Here is a 20,243-nt window from a genome sequence, read left to right on the forward strand (position 1 = left end):
TTTGAGGGAGATTTCTAGTGAGCCGCATGCAAGGATTAAGGCTTTTTTGCTAAATCTTTTTTATCTTTTTCAGAGGGCTTGTCTTTTTGCCCTTCGCCAACGGGAAGTTCACTAAATGGTGTTGTTATGAACTCTCGACCGTCGAATGTGAAGATTCGGGCCTCTTCGTCCATCACCGTGGCCAAGTTTACGGGGCGCTTCCATATGGCTTGCACATTCTTTAGTGTGGCCTCAAGAAAATTCGGCTGTAACTCGATCCCTTCAAATATGTGCCCCAACAATAGCTCGCTTCTGTTTCTAAAATTAGCATCGATCACATTTATAATAGGCTGGCCGAAATTAGTAAGCTGAAATAAAAACTTCTTTTTAATCAGCGGAAAATCTCTGGTATCGACTTCAAACTGCCCAGTCCTTTTATTGAACCTATATACGAACATCCGGTTTTTGACGCAGAACTCTTCTGTGAGAAACTCATCAATGAACGTTACGTCATTGTAGTCTCTGCGAACTTGAAATATTTTTTCTCGGCCTTGACCCAACTCCCGATCCCAGTTTTTTCGTTCTTTTAAATCCGTACATTCATTCCACTCTTTACCAAACTGGCCCATGTTCCACCGACGCTCGATATCACGAAATAGCTCTATCCCTACTTTGTAGGGGTTAAACCCGCCTGGCGACATGGCCATGGTTCCGCTATGCCGGTCGGCAAAGTCTATAATTTCACCATCATTGGCTATTTTTTCTGTCATCAACCGCGAGTGCCAATAAGAGGCCCATCCCTCGTTCATAATTTTTGTCATCCCTTGCGGGGCAAAATAAAGGGCTTCATCTCGTATGATCGACATAATGTCTTGTTGCCACTCCGGCAGCGGTGCATGATGAATTAGAAACGACATCACGTCCCGCACGGGCTGCTCAGGCACCCTTCGAAGGCCTTCCATGTTGGGATTCATCTCCCGCTTTGGGGCCTCTGGGTTAAGATACGCTTCCATATAATCGCGAGTCACATATAGATTCTTTTGAGACTCTTCATCTGACTGCGGAACTTCTCTATGTTCCTCAAGATTTGGGTTCTTTTTGCGGTAAGTGCCGTGAATATCAATAAGATTGTCTATACTTAAACATTTATCGATAAAGTCCTCGACCACGTCAATTCCATAGCTATCGATATAGCGACGGATTCGTGTGGCATGGTTGGCCATAGTGTCGATCATTTTTCGATCTGTTTGCGAGAACCATTGATTATTTTTAAAAAAGTCACAGTGGCCGTACACATGGGCCATCACTAACTTCTGATCAACAAACTCGTTACCTTCCATCAAATAGGCGTAGCAGGGGTTGGTGTTGATCACTAGTTCATAGATTTTTGACAAACCGTACTCATAGCCCTTTGAGAGCTGTTCATAATCCATACCCCAACGCCAGTGAGGATACCGTACCGGAAAACCGCCGCGTGCGGCAATGGCATTGAGCTCATTGTACTTAACCAGTTCGAAGATGGTTTCGAAAAAATCAAGACCCACATCTTCTGCAATTTTGCAGATGCGCTGCCGTGCTTTTTCTAGATCTGGCGTAATGTTTGCCACGCTACCGCCCCTTGCCCAAGAAATCTTTAATTGAGTCTAATATTCTATCGCGACTCTCGATCTTGCTAAGCACAATTCGATCGTCATCTCCCATGGCTTTTTCCAGGTCTTTCATAAACTGACCACTGCCGTATTTGCTCTCGACCTGCCCATAACCAAACATATTTACTTGGGGCAAAAAGAACTCTTTAAGCATTGATATGCAAAGCCTTGTGTCTTCTCCGCTCCAGTTGTCGCCGTCACTAAAGTGAAATGGATAAACATTCCACTCCGTCACTGGATACTCTTCTTCGATCATTTTTTTACACAGTTTATAGGCCGAGCTGATGAGGGTACCGCCCGATTCGCTGGTGCTGAAAAATGTCTTTTCATCGACCTCTTTTGCCGCGGCATCGTGAATAATAAATCGCGTCTCAAGTCCTTTATAATTTTTTTTCAACCAGGTATTAATCCAAAAGCTCTCAAGGCGTACGATTTCTTTTTGTTCATCGCCCATGGAGCCTGAAACATCCATCATATAAATCACGACCGCATTCGACTGAGGCTTCACTGTGGTCTTGAAACTTCTAAATCGAAGGTCTCGCCTGATGGGCACCACAATCGGGTCTTCAGCATTGTATGTGCCACTAGAAATCTCGCGCTTTAATGCCTCTTTGTAAGACTCTTTAAAGATTCTTAAGCTACTGGGGCCCACGGGACCGCGACCAGAATATTTAATTTTTGTCGTATCAATTGATTTGTTCCCTCGAGGTTCAATGCGCGGAAGCGCCAGCTCCTCACCTAAAATATCAGCAAGCTCATCAAGGGTCACATCCACTTCAAGGGTGTGTTGCCCTGGTGAGTTGCCAGCCTCGCCCTGGCCGTCGCCCGGCTGCCCGTTCATAGCCTCACCTGGCTGACCATCACCTTGGCCCACGCCACCTTGTTGTTTCGGGCCATATCGAAAACGAGGGATATCAATAGAAGGAATCGGTATTTTAACCAAGTCCTTCTCTTGACGCCCCACCATTTCGCCGTGAGTGACGTATTTTTTAAAGTTTTGTTTAATACGACCACGGACGATGTCTTTAAATCGCCTGTGGTCTTCTATTATACTTCCCATAACTCCACTTCTATTTGCGGTCTTTCACATCACCGCGAGCAAAAATACTGGCCACATATTGCAACACATCTGTTGCTGATATTTCGTCGTATCCAAATTCTTTTATCAACCGTGTTTTTACGATATCGATTTTCTCTTGAGTGTCTTTGTCCATCACCGACGACACCAAAGAAGTTAGCTTAATGCTGTCTTTTTGGTCTTCGAACATTTTTCGCTCAAGAGCCTTATGCAACCGCTCGTTTGTTTTGTAATCAAACTTTTTGCCCTCCAGTGACAGAGCACCGATGTAGTGCATGATTTCTCTTCTGAAATCATCTTTTCGCGACTCGGGGATATCTATTTTCTCTTCGATAGTTCGCATGAGTCTTTCATCTGGCTCTTCATCCTTACCTGTAAACGGATTTCGCACTTTTTCTTTTTGCGTGTAGGCCTTTATGTTGTCGATGTAATTACCGCACAGTCGCGACAATGCATTTTCATCGGCGCTGATGGCCCGCTGCACCTCGGCCTTGATAATCTCTTCGTATTCTTGGCGAACCACATTTAGTAGTTCTTTAAAATCCTGGCGCATTTCTTCGCCGCCAGAGAAAGAGTGATGCTTTAAGCCTGATTCCAGCTCATTGAGTACTAAAAATGGATTCACCGAACCATTGTTAGACTGTTGAGCCATAACGATGGCGTTTGAAATTTTGTCTTGGATATACCGAGGAGAAACTCCGTCAAGACCCTCACGCTTAGCCTCTTTGCGAAGCTCCTTAATGTTGTCTTCGGTAAAATTCGGCAGACTCTTACCATTGTACAGCTTCAGTTTTTGCAATCGTGTTAGGTTGGCTTTTTTCGGCTTTTCTAATCGAGTGAGAACAGCCCACATACTGGCCATCTCAAGCGTGTGAGGGGCTATGCTTACTCCCCGCAAACGGCGACTGTTGAAATCTTTCTTATAAATGCTTTCTTCGTAATCAAGTTTTGTAATGTACGGAATATCAATGCGAACAGTTCGGTCTCTTAACGCCTCCATAAACTCGTTATCTTGTAGCTTTCTAAACTCGGGCTCGTTTGTGTGGCCGATAATAACTTCGTCGATAAAGGTTTGAGCAAATTTCTTTGGCTTGACCCGATGTTCTTGCGAAGCTCCCAAAAGGTCATATAAAAAAGCCACGTCTAGTTTGAGTACCTCAACAAATTCAATCATTCCTCGGTTTGCAACATTAAACTCTCCATCAAAGTTAAACGCCCTGGGATCAGAATCTGAACCGTATTCGGCAATCTTTCGATAATTGAGGTCGCCAGTGAGTTCTGTGCTGTCTTGGTTTTTTTCATCTTTTGGCTGGAAGGTACCAATACCAATGCGGTCAGCTTCGCTTAATACAAGACGACGCACTCGCACATGTTGAAACACCCGATTGAGGTCACCATTGTAGCGCTGCAGAAGTTGCGAGAAGATAAATCGGCTCGGCGGGCAAAGTTCGCCTTGAATACTGACCCTGAAGTCGGTGGTATTGCCTCGGTTTAACTCTTCAGTGAGACCTTCTCGGAGCTCTACCGGGATCAACAACAAAGGCTCTTCATGCATGGGGCTTGGAAACACCCGTATGCCTCGACCAAATATATCTTCGTGTTCGCCAGCTTCATCCACCCAATCAAAAGTGTATAAAGCTCCGGCATCTGTTCGCGAATAGGCTTCTATTCCTTTTTTTAGCATGCGGCAGATTGTTGATTTTGCACTTCCCACGGGGCCGTGAAGAAGAATCACGCGTTTTTCTGTTCCATAGCCAAGGGCGGCTGACCGAAGAACATTTACAAGTTTCATTAACGAAATATCAATACCAAACACCGCGTCTTTTCCGGCATTGTCAGCATCTTCAAAAAACTTGTAATGTACCATTTGTTTTTTTACGTCTGTGTACTCTGATGTTCCCTTTGTAAGGATCATGTCGTACATGCGCTGAAACGCATTTCGCGTCACTTTGGGGTTTGACTTAACGATTTCAATATAGTCATCGAAACTGCCTGACCAAGTCAGTTCTTTGTACCCACTTTTTGTCTGCCAGTTTTGAAGAAGTGTAGATAATTTTCCGCTAGTTGAATCCGTCGACATCTTGCCCCCCTTTATGTCGCTGTTTATCCGTTTTCGCCACAGCCCATTTGGCCGGATAAACTTTCTTTATTATGCCCGAAGACCACGCCTTCCACAAATACAGTTCATGACTTAGACTTTGATCGAGGCCCCCATACAAAGTCGGGCCGGGCCCTTCTCAATTTGAGACGAGATTCAACATATTTTGGTTAGTAAATTAATTTATCTTATGGCGCTTAAAAGACGAAGGCACAGAAAGGCTAAATGCTTTTTTGGGGTTTTCTATTTTCGAATCAAACTCTAACACGCGAATCTGCACCTCGGCCGCCGGGTGATCGATAAAAATGTTTTTTCTGTGAGCCATACGATCTCGCCAACGCACAACCAGGTTAGATTCGCCGTTTCTGCATTCGTTTAGAAAACCTTCTGGATCTCGATCACAAGTCCAGCCTGATTTTTCAATGGGATGGTCAAAGAGCACACTTTCAAGCACCTTGGGATGCACGGGCACTGAGATCACAGGCTTTAATGATTGATCCGTGGCCAACCCAGAAAAGGCCTGCCTTTGGTCAACAAGAATGTAATCCACCTTATCGCCATTTAATACAAGGCTGGCTTCATGAGTGCCCAAGGGTGAAAACACGTCCATTCGCAAACCACGATGAGCTTGGGCTTTAAACTCAACGTTAACTATAAATGATTTTTTTTTGACTTTGTCTTGAACCAAGACTTTGGTTTGCCACGTGCCCTGCTCAACTGACTCATAGTTTTTTGGTGTGGTTTGACAGGCCGACACAACAAGGGCTGTGAACACTAGGCCCACCGGCCAACTATTTTTTTGCCGGGCTTTGCGATGCGGGTCGGCGCTTATAGCTTTCTTCTTGCTCAATAACGCTGATTTTTTCTTCGATTTTATTTTTCTTGTCGCTATCCAATTCAACTTCAGCCGCCTTTATATACATGCTTTTTGCTTTTTCAGTAAGCTCAAAGCGATAATAGGCATCTCCCAGATGCTCAGCCACAACACTTTCAGAGGATTTATGCTTGTATGCCGCCTCTAGGTATTTGATGGCCTCTTGAGTTTGGCCTTGCTTGTACAAAACCCAACCCAAGGTATCTAGTATATAACCGTCATCTGGCTTCAATGTCAGGGCACGACGCACCAGTTCTTCAGCTTGATCAAGGTGTATTCCCAAATCCGCATAGGTATAAGCAAGATAGTTCAGCGCCTGCACATGTTCTGCGTCAATATCTAGAACCTTTCGCATCTCTTCAATGGTGCGCTCTTTATTGCCCATACGATCGTACATAGACCCCAGAAAAAATCGCAATTGGCTGTCTGATGGAAACTTCTCTACAGCACCATTGAGCATGGTCACGGCTTTTCCGTATTCTTTTTGTGTATCCAGTAAGGTGGCGTAAAACGAATACAGTTGAGGAAGATCATTTCGAAGCTTGACGGCATTTTCTACCACCTCAGTGGCTTTGCTCACGTCGTTTTGCTCTTTATACATGTAGGCAATATGAATCACCGAGTCGGCAAAGTAGTCGCTCGTCGACCGAATTTGAGAATAGTGACGGATGGCTAATTTATAGTTTTTAACCTCTTCATAGACTGCGGCTAAGTAAAAACGGATCTTGTCTGAATCTGGAGCCATCGCGATGATTTCTTCTAGTCGGTCAATGGCCGGACCAAAATCTTTCTTTTCAATTTGGATCAATGCAATTTGCATCTTTATATTGAGATCATCGGCCTCAAAGCTTTCTTGGATCTCCAGCTGCTTTTGGGCGTTTTCATAGTCTTCTTTTTCGATGTAGTGACGGGCCAAAAATGCCGCGGCATTTCTCTTTGGTCCGAACTTATCTTGATAGGATCGAACCAAGTCGTAGGCCGCTTTGTCTTTGTTTTGTTGGTTATACACGTGGCTTAAAGCCATCACCAGCTCTTCAGCATCAGGTTTAATTTCTAGGCCTTTGCTGAACGCTTGTTCCGCCCGTTTTAAATTATCTTCCCCTTGTTGGCGCAAACGAATACCACCTAGGTAGTAGTAAATCAGATGGGCATTTTGCATATCCGGATGATTAATAATTTTCTGAAAGGCTTTTTCGGCCTCATCAAATCTTTTTTGATTGGCCAGTGTTTCGCCAATAAAAATGGGCGCCTGCAAATTGTTGGGGTCTTGCTGCAAAACGATTTCGTATTGATCGAGCGCTTTTTGATCCATTTCTAGTGAGGTGTAGAGTTGCCCCAAAAGAAGCCGGGTTTCCGTGTTTTTTGCATCTACTTTGAGAGCCAACTCGGCCTGCTCAATGGCTTCGCTAAAAAGTCCGATTTTAACGTACTCCTCGGCCAGACGCTTTCTCACGATCACCGATTTTGGGTCGTAAACCGTAGTGAGCTTAAACTCCGCAATGGCTTTTTCTGTGTTTCCATCAAGGCTGTAAGCTTCACCCATTGAAAAATGATAGTCTGCTTCGCTTCGAACGTGAGTACCATCGATGACCTCTCCCGATTTGCCAGAGGCGTCAGGTGGTGACATAGATGGGGGTGCGGGATTGGGATTGTGAAGAGCGCTTTCGGGATAAAGTGAGTCTCCGCCCGGCTTCAACACGGAGGCACATCCCGATAAAGCATAGGAGATGGCCAAACTGCTGAGCATCAATGAGATTTTATTTTTACCGGCCGATATCACCAAGACTCCTTAATTCATGCGCCTTTTGCTTGGTTTTTCATCGGCCAATGCCAGTGGAACCTTGAATGGGGGCCGGCAATTTCTCGCGAGTTTTGGTTTTTTCTAGACTTTTGGCCCAGTTAGAGACTCAGCTAAGGTGTTTTGTTGAAGGCATCAATTAACCGGTCTGGCCCTCCCAGAGGTCTATTCAGCGGATATTGCGGAGCGTCTTTTGTCGTTGAAATTATTAGGAAAGCGCAGATAGAGGGCTTGACAAGCCGTGACGCCCGAGGCTATGGTCGCGCCAATTGATACGGTCAGTCTTGACCTTGGCAATTTGTAAGTTCCTGAAAACACTTGTGATTTCAGGTGGTTACGCCGCCCACAAACATAAGCGAAGCGGCACAAAATATGTTAAATCAGGGGAAAATTCCAGAGGGAGGCAGTCTGGTGAACCAAGAAACTACTGTTACGAACAAAACAGGCGCACGAACAAAGATCATCAAGCGGTATCAAAACCGAAAGCTCTACGACACTCAACAAAGCTGTTATGTGACGTTGGACGACATCGCTAAAATGATCCGCAACAACGAAGAAGTGATGGTTATCGACAACAAAACCAAAAACGACATCACAGCAGCCACGTTGACTCAGATTATCTTTGAAGCAGAAAAGAAGGCTGCACAATACGCGCCCCTATTCACTTTGAGAGAAATCATTCAATATGGAAACGGCAGTATTTCTAAATACTTAGCTAAGCTTGGTGCTTTTCCTGCTGATTATGCAGAGAAACAAGCCGCTCAAGCTCAACGCGAAGTGACGACTGAAGCTGTTGTTGAAGCGGCTAAGCCTTCGTTTGACGATATTAAGCAAACTCTTGAAGAGCGCGTGGCCACAGCGGCTAATGCGGCCACAAATACGGCCAGCACTTCGACTCTAGGAGCTCCAGAAATCACTCCGGATCTACCTAGCTCAAATAAAAGCTTAAACAACTAAGATTTTTAAAAGATCTCGGTTTAAAAAACCCTAGCCCATCGGCTGGGGTTTTTTTATGCGCTAACGAAAGCTTCGCCAAAGCACAAACGCTTTTCTTTTTGGTAGAATGCTAACTTCAGTGGGTGCCATGGCTTCGCCCGTTGGCTTTTGCCTAGTACCTAGCCCCTGCACCTCAACAGAGTATTTTCCGGCCGGCAGTTTGATTTTTGCTACCTGAAATGTTTGAGGCAAAGTGGACCACTGCCTTAAATCGGCGCGATCAGAAGCATGCATGATGATCGCTGCAATGTCTCCCAATGCCTGGTCGTTTTGGCGTAACTGATGAGCCGCCACTTCTTTAGCTACAATTCCCGCCATCCGTTTTGCCACCAAAGCGGCATAGTCGTCCTCAAGGGTCCTGATGGCCACGTGCTCGATATCGTAGATCACCTGACTGTGCTCCTCGTAGGCCCCTTTACCGTTATTGTTCGTGGGCTTAGCGAGCAACTTGGCTTGTTGAGTGTATGAATACACCGGTCGCAAATAAGGAAATCTTGGTGAATCCGGACGCGGGTACTTTCTCGGCCCCCATCCTTGAAGGTAAATCAACACCAGTTCGCCATAATTATTTTTGGGCTGGGGTGGGGAAACCCCGAACTCCGTCTGCCATTTTTTTGCCGCATCTGACCGATGGGCTCTGCGGGCCGCCAGCACAAGATCTTCCTTTAGGTAAGGTATGGTGGGATCAATTTTATAGGCATCGCTAAATGCAATGTAGGCATCATCCCAATCGCGATTGTGTTCCCAAATCAATGCACCTAGGTAAACAGCAAATACACTTCGGGAGTAGGATTTCTTCCCTTCCCGTCGAAAATAGTCGATCTTCTCGTTAATCCGTCGAGTCTCAACTAATGCTGAATCGTAATCTTTTAACTCTAAAAAATTCAGAGCCAACATGGCGTTAATCAGTACCTTTTCATAATCATCGCCCTTGTATTGAGTCATCTCTTCAGCAAAAAGCAGCGATGTGGCCTGCTTGGATATACTATGATAGTCTTTCCACTCGGTTAGCTTATCGGCCAACAAAAAAGCGTCGTTGCTTTCTTTGAGTTGGCCTGACTCCTGAAGGGCCGTGGCATAATCAAAAAGGTAAACCAATTGATCTTTGCCCTCTTCTAAAGCCAGAGGTTTAAGCATTTCAGCGGCTTGCGTGGGGTTTCCCGCCTGCAAAAGCTGACGGGCTTGGAACACTTTGCCCTGGTAAGTCGCGCAGCCGGCCGTGCTTACCAGAACAAGGGCTAATAATAGGCTTCTGATCGGCATTTACTAATTAAAGACCCACCCGTTGTTTCTCAAAACGCTTTCGGATTTGTTTGTGGTCAGACCACACGATAATTCCGGTAGTGAGGTTGGTCAGATTCAATGTGATTTTGTAGTAGACAGTTTTATCTCGGCCCGCTTGTTGAACGATAGAATCTAGGCGACCGTTAATAATAAAGTCGGCTCCGACTTGTCCGCCTTTGCCCTTTTTTGTTTCGCGCGACACCATTCCAGAGTCTTGGTAGTCATACTCTTCGGAAATGTCATCTCTGGCCGCTTTGTCCACAAACGAAACCCGTCCGCCGCGCATCAGTTCTACGCGCACCATATCCATAATGCTTTGGGTATCAATGTGCTCACTGGTTTTGTTTTGCAATTTCGTCACCATCACTATGGGGGGGCGCTTGGCATTGGCAATGGCGTAGTGACTTGTGGCACTGGCTACTAAGTCGGCCACCGCTTTTTGCATATCGGTTTCAGACCAGCTGTCGGTGAGCAGATTTGTTTCATTCACGTTTTGATCATAGTCGCCACGAACATAAGCTTTGGGACCACATCCGGCCATGCCCAGGGTCAACATCAACACAGCAAGCACTAAAGAGTTTTTCAACATAACACCACTCCTTCAGAGTATTAGAACTTCAGTCCATCCCAATGGATTGAAATATTTTAGTGGGTTAATTGTCCGGTGGGCAACCGTTAATATCCTCCATCCGACCACTATGGACCTTTAACCAAAATCTAGAGGCCATCTAACCTGGCCCGGTTGTTTGCATAAGGGATTAGCTTTTAAAAGGAGGTGGTTGTTGAACCGAATAACTAGTAGTCAAAAGGCCTATGCCGAACTGAGAAAATTCATGACAAGTGATGTCGAGGAATTCTGGGTGCTCGCCTTAAGATGCGACAAATCTGTGATCGACAAGGTCTGTTTATTTAGAGGCACTGTGGATGCCTGTATGGTGCATCCTAGGGATGTCGTCAGATACGTGTGCACGAAAAACGCTTCGAGTTTTTTTGTCGCCCACAACCACCCCAGTCAAGATAGTCGGCCCTCACCGCTAGATCTCTTGATCACTCAACGGCTGGTCGAACTCAGTGACCTTATGCAAATACCGCTTATAGATCACATTATTGTCACTAAAAAGGGCTATTTTAGTTTTGCCGACTCAGGGCATTTGGTCCGAGAACAGAATCAGATGATGGGAGAAGAATTACTTCTGTCCCCCCGTCGTTGACTTTGTCGACTGAGGCAACCGAATGGGATTGTTGGTGGGCACTCGGGTTAAACCTACCACGTCGAGGTTTTTGTTCAACTGCACTGACCAGCCATCTTTTTTGGCGTTCTCTAAAAAGGCGTTTACGAATTCTTGTTTGTAAGTTTCATCGTATTGGTCACTCCACTCATCTTTGCCCAATCGAAGTGAAATTTCTGTATCGGCTCCTACAAAGCCATCATCGCCAATTTGACGTTGCCTCAACGCCTCCATGTCTTGGTAAACTTTTTTAGCGTGGTCTTCTGGCTCCAACTGCAACCCATATTCGTGGGCAAATTTCGGTGATGACTTATCCAAGGCCGATATTGTGGCATCATTAACCCGAGGAGCTAGTTTTTCATTCTGAACCATTACGTGAGCCTTCTGAAGGTCTGCTGTGGTGTTAGTTAGCCGCATTCGCCGGTTCAGCGCCCGCACCAAATCGGGAGTAAAGTCTTGTCCTGAGACAAATTCATTGGCGGCATCTGTTGATGCTAGAGAACTGGCGTCCGTTTCACCGGATTTCTTGGAAAGGGTTAAATGCACACCCACAACAAAAACAAAGAGAATGGCTAAAATAACCAACTTTGAAGTGTCACCTTCTGCGTCAGACGGTTCAGAATTTCTGTTATACGAATGAACTTGCCCTTTATCTTTTGCCACGCATAGCCTCCCCTTCCCATTTATGACTGCAAAATTGAAACCAAAAAAAGCGGATAAAACCCCAATATTTTTGAGATTTTTGGGGTTATTTTGGGATTCTTGTCGACCTCTAGACACCCGAACAATTATTAAACAGAAAAAAGGAATCCGCCGCTGGGGCTATCTGGCTGTGCCAAGGGTAATGATAAACTCCGTCCCCGCACCCGGTTCTGAATGAACCTGAATGTCCCCACCGTGCTTTTGAATAATGCCGTAGGAGATGCTCATTCCAAGCCCCGTGCCCTTGCCATTGGCTTTGGTGGTGAAGAAGGGGTCAAAGATTTTCTCAGCCACATCTTTCGGCATACCTTTGCCGGTGTCTTTAATTCGGATCTCGGCCTTACCGTCGGCGGTCATTTTTGTAGCAATTGTGATTTCACCTTCACCCTCGATGGCATGGGCCGCATTAGACAGTATGTTCATAAACACCTGATTGAGCTGACTGGGGTAAACCATGAGCTTGGGTAGAGTGCCGTATTTTTTTGAGATCGTTATTCTATTTTTGATCTCACCAGAGAGTAGACTTAGTGTTTCGTCAATGCCTTCGTGAATATTCACTTCCTGAACCTTAGCTTGCTCGAGACGAGAAAAGTTTCGAAGGCCGATCACGATGTCGCGAGTGCGACGAGCGCCATCTTCACAAGACTGAATAAGCTTTGGCATATCATCGACGATATAATCAAATTCAATTTCTTCTTTTAATTTTTTGATGGTTTTCGGATTTTCTTCTACTTGATTCACAAGCTTAATTAATTTGTCCGAGTATTCTCGAAGGTGAGTCATATTGCTATAGATAAACCCTATGGGGTTATTAAGTTCATGGGCGACGCCAGCAACAAGTTGTCCAAGGCTTGCCATTTTTGCTGCATGCACTAAACGGGCTTGAGTGTCTCTAATCTCTGTGTTTGCCTGCTCAAGCTCGTTGATGTTGGTTTTTAATTTTTTCTGCGCTTCATCGACTCTTGCTGAAAGTTCATTAAAACTCTCAGCTAGCACACCCAATTCTGTGTCAGCAGCTGATGGTACATCTATGGGAGTTCCATTTTCAGGATCCCAATTTTCAATGGCACCGACTAAATCATTGAGTGGTTTTAGTAAAAATCGGGCTATAATCACACTGAGAATCCCGACAAGGGCAATGATCGCACCAACCACCCAAAAGAAAGCCACATTGATATTTTCTGAGGCTTCTTTAACGGCCTCCTTAGACGCACCAATAACCATAAAAAACTCTGACTGACCCCAACGCATGGGGCGAATCATAAAACCGTAGGGTACGGTTTGAATGGTCAGCGGAAAAATCTGGCTTTGCACTTCCTTAAATTTATTCGTAAAGAATCTGCCGTCATAAAGTTCAAGATCTTCGTGGCTAGCAATAGACGGCTTTTCTCCTTCGTCGAACAAGAGAATCTCAGCATTGATTCTTGTTTTCAGGCCCTGGAGAAACTTGCGATCCACCCGGACTAACTCTTCTATATAGCCGACAAGACGCCCCGTAGAACTCAACACTTTTGAGAAGACTATTAACTCCACCCACCGCAAGTTTTCTTTTTCAGAAAACTGAGCAAATACCATTTCATCTCGCTCACCTAACTTGTCTAAGTAATCTTGGTTGAGACGATAATGAAGGCCTTGGGCGCCCCCACGCACCTTCACCTCACCCTCGGCACCCTTTGTAAGAACAGCCACAGAAACGGCATCGTGATTAAACACCACAAGCCGATGAGCAAAGTGATTGCTAAGCCATCCCTTGGCCAGCGACGCCACTGATTCGCGATCATTTTTTGAAAGGTAAAATACCAAAGAATTATTTGTAGAGTGGCTTCTTGTTTTTTCGGTCAGCGCATCTTCAACATCTGCAAAAATCCCCTCGATCTCTCGTTGGTTTCCCTTAAGACGCTTAACGAGCTCCTGGTCTACCACTTGCTCGTATTTCACAAGGGCATAGCCGGTGATAAACGCTAGTGGCACTAGCGAGAAAAACATAAACCATGAAACAAGAATGGTTCTCAATGATCGTTTTGGTGACTTACTTCTTATTTTCATCAGCCTCACTGCCGGACTCAAGTGCTCGATTTTCTGATTTATCCTCAATCTCTAGGATAATCCGAATCGTGCCCTGAGGCATTATCCGCCAGTGGGGATCTTTATAGATTTGGACTGGACCAAAGTTTTTAAGACGGTCTACCAGTCCATTATACCGCGACTCAGGTAGAGTAAAATGATAGTAACGAATATGTTCGGCCTTCTCCCCCATCATTGTTAGCGTTTCAAAAAACCTGACGAAAACGGTGAGCGCCGGACAACTTCTTCGATCTAGAACCAGTCTTTCCAGATGCGCAAATACCTAGATGAGGGTCTATCCATCGCACAAATTGCCCAAGAGCTTAGGTGCTCTAAGGATGCTGTCCGTAGTGGTCTCAAGAAATTTGGGAATCACATTCGGGAGAAGTGCAAGCCTCACCGACGGCCCGCTCAAGTTCCATTTGGATATCGACGCGAGAATGGGGTCATGGTCCCTCCTGCAGGGGAGCAGAAAACCATTCGGACAGTTAAGAAAATGATCGAGGACGGAAGGAGCTATAGGTAAATCTGCGATTTCTTGAGTGGACTTTGAATCCCTACCAAGTGGCGTGGCAAATCTTGGCTCCGACAAATGGTAAAACCAATCTTCGATGACGAGTTCATCGAGGATCCCCTTAACCCCTTAATTTAAATGAGCAATTTATGGAAGCCTTGACAAACAGTACGGTTAACAGTACTGTAAAGGAATAGGAGGCTATTATGGACAGAACCAATGCTGATAAGTTCAGAGCCAATATGAAAGAATGGCTGGAGGCTGCCAACAAGGAGCCCGTTAAAATCACTCGTAAAAATGGCGAATCTTTTGTCTTGGTGAATGCGGATACTTTTGAAAAAATGCAGCTTGATCTTGCAAGGTTTCAGGGCCTGACGGCAAGTCTGATCGATGTCACTCAAGGTCGTGTTTCTTCAGCCACTGAAAAATCAACGGCAGAAGTTTTTGAGCGCGCCAAGAAGCGGGCTCTTTCCGCCAAGAAAACCAAAAAGGCCGTCGGTTGATGGATGACTTTGAGGTCCTGGAATCTGACAGGTTCAAAGGTGAACTGGAAGAAGTAATTCTCTGGCTCTATTCCCATAATCTTGAACAGTCCCAAGAGTTCGCCGATCAAAAATATTTTGAATTGCAGCAAGAGGTGAACACCTTGAAAAATCACCTCAAACGAAATCCTCGAATGGGTCAAGCCGATGACGTTTCGGGAATTCGCCGATTCCCTCTTTATAGCGGCCGTTACATTGCCACATGGCTTTTGATCGAAGCCCAAAGAACAGCCATTCTGTTGGAATTTATCGATTCCAAATATCCAAAGGAACTGCGACAGGTTCAGTTGGAGGAATAGTTTACAAAATCTTGCCGTCATCGTGGCAATCTGTTTGAGTAGCTTTTCTAGTTCTTTTTAGCTTGGCGATTGATTGAAGTGGAACTGGGCTTGCCCATCAGCAAAGCTATAAACGCCGTCCAAACACAGGGTGTGGAAGTGGATGTTGAGATTGAGGCTGCCACCAAAATGGTGACTTACTACTTATTTTCATCAGCCTCACTGCCGGACTCAGGTGCTCGATTTTCTGATTTATCCTCAATCTCTAGGATAATCCGAATCGTGCCCTGAGGCATTATCCGCCAGTGGGGATCTTTATAGATTTGGACTGGACCAAAGTTTTTAAGACGGTCTACCAGTCCATTATACCGCGACTCAGGTAGAGTAAAATGATAGTAACGAATATGTTCGGCCTTCTCCCAGCCCAATTCCACCTTACCGGCCTTCTTACCACCCAAATTTCGAATCGCATCACTGATCGCAGGACCTGAAGTTGAAAGGTCTTTACCTGTCATGAAGGCTCGGTAGAGAAAGCCCTGTACTGCTTGCTTGGCTTCGGCTTTTTTAACTGCTGTTTTGTCTGTGATCGGCGAAACCACAGTTTTAGGTTTACTCTCTGATTCATTCTCATTGGGTGGGGGTTCTTGTGGCGCAGCTTCGGCCATTTCATCCCCGTGGTTATGATCGTCCAGATCGTAACTTTCAGGTAGGTCGGCCTCATGAGCCGCCGGGCTTTTTACCTCGGCCACCATTTGTTCCGCCGAAAGTTCATCAGGTGGCTGATCGATAACCACAGCGGCCGGTGAGTCAGCCGACTTTTCAATGGGCTTTTGATCTTCTGATTCTTTTTGAACCTCTGCCAACTGGTATGTATTTAGATTCACGCCAGCTAAATCTGCGATCTTTTGAAGGGGCAAGAGCATAGCAATCACACCGGCCACTGCCGCTATAGCCATGGCCTCGGCTGTCCAACGAAGGCCATCTGGCCACTTACGCCAATCCAGCGCACTGACCACTCTCATCCAATAAGGGCGGTGAGCGGCCACTTCTGAAACAAACTCCTCGGTGATTTCAGTTTTTGAAAGGCGCTTGCAGTATTCAATGCTTTCTCGCAAAGATTCTATTTCTTCTTTTTCATAGGGATTGGCTTCAAGAAATACTTCAATGGCCTGGATACGCTGTTGATCAAGGCGCTCCGTAACATAGTCGTACATCATTTCTTGAAACATGAAATGACTGAGGGCTCGCTTTTTCTTCAAAGAGGTGGTTTTGTTTTCCATATCAGTCATCATAGCGATCCGGGTTCAGGGCCGCGCTTAATCCCCTCAGGCCCCGACTGATTCGGTGCCGAACTGTGCCAGTGCTGACATTTAATCCTTGAGAAATTTCATCATCAGTAAACCCTAAAATCTGAGACCAAATCAGTGCCAAAAACTCATCTCGGTCTGAGCTTTTATGAAACTGGCGCCAAGCCCCAAGATCCAACCGACGGGGCACCTCCCAATGCTCGGCGGCCACACCTGCCGGCAAACGGCTGGGATGAAGAGACTGTGTTTTCTCCCAACCCTTAAGGGTTTCAGAAACAACTAGCGACGCCATCTCGCCTTCGGGAATGTTTTTCTTTTTTTTCATCTGTCGGATGCGACGGATGGTTTCAATGGTGGCGTATCGGGCCTTGCCACGATCAAGCAAAGAATAGAAATAAAACAGAGCCACATCGTGAATCTGTTCATCTAAGTTCACCGGCTATTCCACCGTTAGTTGCTTAAGCAGATCAAGTTCATCAAGCACCTTGCCCGAACCTAGAACCACGCAAGAAAGTGGATCTTCTGCAACAGAAACGGGCAAGCCCGTTCGCTCACGCAACAGCACATCTAAATTGGCAAGCAAGCCGCCACCACCGGTTAGCACAATACCGTTATCAACAATATCTGAAGCTAACTCCGGAGGAGTTTTTTCAAGAGCCGTACGAACTGCATCAACGACTTCACTTAATGGGTCCATAAGTGCATCGTTGATTTGTGAACTGGTGATTTCAATGGTCTTTGGCGCGCCTGCCACCAAGTCACGTCCCTTGATTTCCATCGTCTTTTCTTCTTCAAAGGGATAGGCGTTGCCGATGCGAATTTTAATATTTTCAGCCGTGCGCTCACCAATAAGTAAGTTAAATTGACGGCGAACATAATTGACGATGGCCTCGTCGAATTTATCTCCGGCCACCTTGATAGATTTACAATAAACAATTCCACCCAAAGAAATCACGGCTACCCCTGTGGTACCGCCACCCATGTCCACCACCATGTTTCCGGTTGGGTCAGTGATCGGCAAACCCGCTCCGATGGCGGCGGCCATTGGTTCTTCAATTAAATAAACTTCTCGGGCTCCGGCGGCGTGGGCTGATTCTTTAACCGCCCGCTTTTCCACCTGGGTGATTCCAAACGGTACGCAAATAATGATTCGCGGTCGCACAAAACTTCGACGATGTCCGTTGGCTTTTGAAATGAAATACTTAAGCATCGATCCGGTCACTTCAAAGTCGGCTATGACACCATCTTTGATCGGTCGAATGGCAACAATGCTACCTGGGGTTCGGCCCAACATGTCTTTAGCTTCTTTACCCACAGCTAGCACGCGGTTTTGTCCGCCACCGGAGTAGTTTTTCTGCACGGCCACCACGGAGGGTTCATCAAGAATGATGCCTCTTCCTTTTGCATAAACCAATGTATTGGCAGTGCCTAAATCAATAGCAATATCGTTTGAGAAATAATCAGAGAACTTATCTAAAAAATTCATGAATGCGCCCGTTGTCTCGCTGCAAATGCTGCTGTAAAACGTTTCTGATACTCTACGTTAGCCACAAAAAAGGAGTCAATGCGCGAATTTAGCATGCAGCGTTGATTTTTGGGCCGTTTTTTCGGAGGTCTTGCCCCTATGAATTACGATGAAGTGTTTACTCAACTGAAAAAATTTTTAGAGTCCAAGCCCGCCTCCACTCACGCCATCAGTAAGTTAAGTGCGGGAGAAGAGATTCAGCTGATTGTGGATGATCATTTGAATTTAGCACTTTTTAACAAGGCCGGTCAGCCGCTGCTGGAGCAGCGTTTGGCCAATAAACCCAATGTGGAGTTTAAACTTTCTACGGAAGCGGTGCGCACTTTGTTGGCCCAACCCGGCGACAACATGGCCGACTTTGGAATCGCCGTGGTCAAGCAAATCGTCGAAGGCGAAGTGAAAATTCGCATCTGCGGCAGTGTGCTAGCGGTGTTGCGAAAGGGATATTTAAAAATCATCTTAGAGGCCGGACCGGATTTTACCAAGTACCTGGCCAGTCGTGGCCTTAAAGGGGCCGGAAAGATCACTAGCCTCATTAAAGGCCTTAAAGGGTAATTTTTTAAGTTAGGCACATATTAAATTTTGATGTGCCGTGCCAAATCACCTTCACGCAGTAAAATCTTTGAATTCAATTTTATGATTGTTGCCACGCCAACTCATGATTTTTGTGCTTATAAAGGGCGTCCACTTGAGTTTGTTTTTCAGCCTCTGACCAATTTAGGCGTTCAGCAAAAGTGCTGGCAATAGAATCTAAAAACTGAAAACCATGTTCCGGATCGGCCAAAAACAGAGGAACCCTTCGCAGATAAAAATCCACCAGGTGAAAACACATGGTTGTATCAATGGCATGATGGGCTTCCAGCTGCCATAGGGCACTCGGATTTTGGCCTGACACTTTATGACCATATGTTTTTATAATGTCCTCGGCCTCGAGGGCGTGCCGCTCCACCAATGCCTCTATTGTTTGAGCTGAAAAATCATATTCTTTAGCCCATTTGGATACCATAAGACGAGACGCCTGCAGTGTTTCCACGGTGGCCCGGTTGTTTAAAGGATCTTTCGTTTGGTTTCTGATAAACTTCACCACCTGTTCCACTGGACAGGCGCTTAACACCGCCTCCACCGTCTGCTCCGCCATATGCCTGTAGGTAGTGTATTTGCCGCCCATGACAAATGTGATATTTCGCGGATCCGGGAGTATCACATGCTCTCGGCTCACTTGACTCTCATCACCTGAACCGTCTCCCACGAGGGGCCGCACGCCCGCATAGCTGGCAATTATATCGCTTTTAGTTAGCCGAGCGCCGGGGAAATACTCATTCACCACCTGAAGCAGGTAATCCACATCTTCCCTGGTGCTATGCACATTTCTTGGATCGCCAGAATAATCCGTATCTGTTGTACCCACTATGACCATTTCATGCCTGGGTATTCCAAAGACAATACGGCGATCATTGTCTGCGGCCATCACCACGGCTTGTTTTAAAGGTAGTCGGCTTCTTGAAAGGGTGAGATGAATGCCCTTGGTGGGGCGCATGCGAGCCCGCCAATCGTCCACCAAAGTTTTTGCCACTTGGTCTGTCCACGGCCCAACGCTGGCGACAACGTGCTTTGCGTTTATTTGAAAAAGGTCACCCGTGCATCCATCACGACACTTCAATGCTTTGATTTTTTCATTTTCAAAAACGGCACCCTCAGCCGACACATAAGACACAGCCACAGCGCCTAACCCATGGGCCGACCGCAGGGTCTCAAGCACCAATCGGTCATCATCCATGTAAGCATCAGAATACACATAAGAACCCTTAAGGCCTTTTGGCTGTAGCACAGGCAGCCGTTCGATGGATTGCTCTGGCGATAGACGTTCATGAAATTCGGGCATTTCAAACATGGCCAGTGCATCGTAAAGCCACATTCCGAGACCCATTTTAAACATGCCCACACGCCCACCCTCATAGAGGGGCAACACGAACCTCAGCGGATGCACCAAATGCGGGGCCATTGAGAAAAGGAGCCGCCTTTCTGTCAAAGCCTCATGCACCAAACCAAACTCAAGATTTTCTAAGTATCGAATGCCACCGTGGATCAACTTGCTAGAACGTGAGCTCGTGCCCGAAGCAAAGTCATTGGCCTCAACCAGCGCCACTTTCATGCCTCGACTAGCGGCGTCTCGCGCCACCCCAGCACCAGTAATCCCGCCGCCGATGATCGCTAAATCAAAGACTTCCGCCTTAAGTCGATTTATGTTTTCAGAGCGAACGCTCACTGAAAAATCGCAAGCCATGAGATTACTGATATCAGCAATCATCCTCTCTTGCCATTCCAA

The 20,243-nt window shown here is 46.0% G+C and carries 19 protein-coding genes and 1 pseudogene; 5 read left to right on the forward strand and 15 right to left on the reverse strand.

Annotated features, from left to right (window positions below):
- Positions 1 to 35: 35 nt before the first annotated feature.
- From H6626_10570 to H6626_10590, 5 genes are all read right to left on the reverse strand, one after another.
- Positions 36 to 1,586 carry a SpoVR family protein gene (locus tag H6626_10570; GenBank protein USN46650.1) on the reverse strand — a complete coding sequence of 517 codons (1,551 nt, stop codon included), beginning with the start codon at positions 1,584 to 1,586 and terminating at the stop codon, positions 36 to 38.
- A 1-nt stretch (position 1,587) separates the two neighbouring features.
- A complete protein-coding gene (locus H6626_10575; protein ID USN46651.1) occupies positions 1,588 to 2,688 on the reverse strand; it encodes a DUF444 family protein in 1,101 nt (366 codons plus the stop codon).
- Between the two features lie 10 nt (positions 2,689 to 2,698).
- Positions 2,699 to 4,786, reverse strand: coding sequence for a serine protein kinase (locus H6626_10580; protein USN46652.1), 2,088 nt, complete (start codon positions 4,784 to 4,786; stop codon positions 2,699 to 2,701).
- Positions 4,787 to 4,982: 196 nt separating this feature from the next.
- The gene (locus tag H6626_10585; protein ID USN46653.1) at positions 4,983 to 5,579 is read right to left on the reverse strand and encodes a hypothetical protein; all 597 of its coding nucleotides are present in this window, start codon (positions 5,577 to 5,579) and stop codon (positions 4,983 to 4,985) included.
- Positions 5,580 to 5,595: 16 nt separating this feature from the next.
- Positions 5,596 to 7,458, reverse strand: coding sequence for a DUF2225 domain-containing protein (locus H6626_10590; protein USN46654.1), 1,863 nt, complete (start codon positions 7,456 to 7,458; stop codon positions 5,596 to 5,598).
- A 390-nt stretch (positions 7,459 to 7,848) separates the two neighbouring features.
- On the opposite strand from H6626_10590, the gene H6626_10595 reads away from it, so the two are divergent.
- Complete coding sequence (locus H6626_10595; protein ID USN46655.1) at positions 7,849 to 8,433, forward strand: regulator for granula-associated protein; 585 nt, start codon at positions 7,849 to 7,851, stop codon at positions 8,431 to 8,433.
- A 60-nt stretch (positions 8,434 to 8,493) separates the two neighbouring features.
- On the opposite strand, the gene H6626_10600 is transcribed toward H6626_10595, so the two are convergent.
- Both H6626_10600 and lpoB read right to left on the reverse strand, forming a co-directional pair.
- Positions 8,494 to 9,735, reverse strand: coding sequence for a hypothetical protein (locus H6626_10600; protein USN46656.1), 1,242 nt, complete (start codon positions 9,733 to 9,735; stop codon positions 8,494 to 8,496).
- A 7-nt stretch (positions 9,736 to 9,742) separates the two neighbouring features.
- Positions 9,743 to 10,345, reverse strand: a complete 603-nt coding sequence (gene lpoB / locus H6626_10605; protein USN46657.1) for a penicillin-binding protein activator LpoB — start codon at positions 10,343 to 10,345, stop codon at positions 9,743 to 9,745.
- 193 nt (positions 10,346 to 10,538) lie between these two features.
- Between lpoB and H6626_10610 the strand changes: the two genes are divergently transcribed.
- Positions 10,539 to 10,967, forward strand: coding sequence for a JAB domain-containing protein (locus H6626_10610; protein ID USN46658.1), 429 nt, complete (start codon positions 10,539 to 10,541; stop codon positions 10,965 to 10,967).
- On the opposite strand, the gene H6626_10615 is transcribed toward H6626_10610, so the two are convergent.
- The 3 genes from H6626_10615 to H6626_10625 form a co-directional block, all read right to left on the reverse strand.
- Positions 10,944 to 11,648 (reverse strand): hypothetical protein, encoded by a 705-nt coding sequence (locus H6626_10615; protein ID USN46659.1) that lies wholly within the window; start codon positions 11,646 to 11,648, stop codon positions 10,944 to 10,946. The two genes, H6626_10610 and H6626_10615, sit on opposite strands and share 24 nt — an antisense overlap.
- Positions 11,649 to 11,807: 159 nt before the next feature.
- Positions 11,808 to 13,733 carry a two-component sensor histidine kinase gene (locus tag H6626_10620; protein USN46660.1) on the reverse strand — a complete coding sequence of 642 codons (1,926 nt, stop codon included), beginning with the start codon at positions 13,731 to 13,733 and terminating at the stop codon, positions 11,808 to 11,810.
- Entirely contained in the window at positions 13,717 to 13,947 is a 231-nt protein-coding gene (locus tag H6626_10625; GenBank protein USN46661.1) for a hypothetical protein, read from the reverse strand. The genes H6626_10620 and H6626_10625 overlap by 17 nt, the downstream gene beginning before the upstream one ends.
- A 524-nt stretch (positions 13,948 to 14,471) precedes the next feature.
- Here H6626_10625 and H6626_10630 point away from each other — a divergent pair.
- Both H6626_10630 and H6626_10635 read left to right on the forward strand, forming a co-directional pair.
- Positions 14,472 to 14,768: a type II toxin-antitoxin system Phd/YefM family antitoxin gene (locus tag H6626_10630; protein ID USN46662.1), complete on the forward strand. Its 297-nt coding sequence runs from the start codon at positions 14,472 to 14,474 to the stop codon at positions 14,766 to 14,768.
- Entirely contained in the window at positions 14,768 to 15,106 is a 339-nt protein-coding gene (locus tag H6626_10635; protein ID USN46663.1) for a hypothetical protein, read from the forward strand. The genes H6626_10630 and H6626_10635 overlap by 1 nt, the downstream gene beginning before the upstream one ends.
- Before the next feature lie 57 nt (positions 15,107 to 15,163).
- Here the strand turns inward: H6626_10635 and H6626_10640 are convergent.
- From H6626_10640 to H6626_10655, 4 genes and pseudogenes are all read right to left on the reverse strand, one after another.
- Positions 15,164 to 15,280: pseudogene (locus tag H6626_10640) on the reverse strand (transposase).
- A 5-nt stretch (positions 15,281 to 15,285) separates the two neighbouring features.
- Entirely contained in the window at positions 15,286 to 16,365 is a 1,080-nt protein-coding gene (locus tag H6626_10645) for a hypothetical protein (GenBank protein USN46664.1), read from the reverse strand.
- A 1-nt stretch (position 16,366) separates the two neighbouring features.
- Entirely contained in the window at positions 16,367 to 16,828 is a 462-nt protein-coding gene (locus H6626_10650) for a hypothetical protein (GenBank protein USN46665.1), read from the reverse strand.
- A 3-nt stretch (positions 16,829 to 16,831) separates the two neighbouring features.
- Positions 16,832 to 17,878 (reverse strand): rod shape-determining protein, encoded by a 1,047-nt coding sequence (locus H6626_10655; protein ID USN46666.1) that lies wholly within the window; start codon positions 17,876 to 17,878, stop codon positions 16,832 to 16,834.
- A gap of 138 nt (positions 17,879 to 18,016) precedes the next feature.
- On the opposite strand from H6626_10655, the gene H6626_10660 reads away from it, so the two are divergent.
- Positions 18,017 to 18,472 carry a hypothetical protein gene (locus H6626_10660; protein USN46667.1) on the forward strand — a complete coding sequence of 152 codons (456 nt, stop codon included), beginning with the start codon at positions 18,017 to 18,019 and terminating at the stop codon, positions 18,470 to 18,472.
- 79 nt (positions 18,473 to 18,551) lie between these two features.
- Here H6626_10660 and H6626_10665 read toward each other — a convergent pair whose 3' ends face one another.
- Positions 18,552 to 20,201, reverse strand: a complete 1,650-nt coding sequence (locus H6626_10665) for a glycerol-3-phosphate dehydrogenase/oxidase (protein ID USN49006.1) — start codon at positions 20,199 to 20,201, stop codon at positions 18,552 to 18,554.
- Positions 20,202 to 20,243: the final 42 nt, after the last annotated feature.

This window comes from Pseudobdellovibrionaceae bacterium (assembly GCA_023898385.1).
GTDB lineage: Bacteria > Bdellovibrionota > Bdellovibrionia > Bdellovibrionales > UBA1609.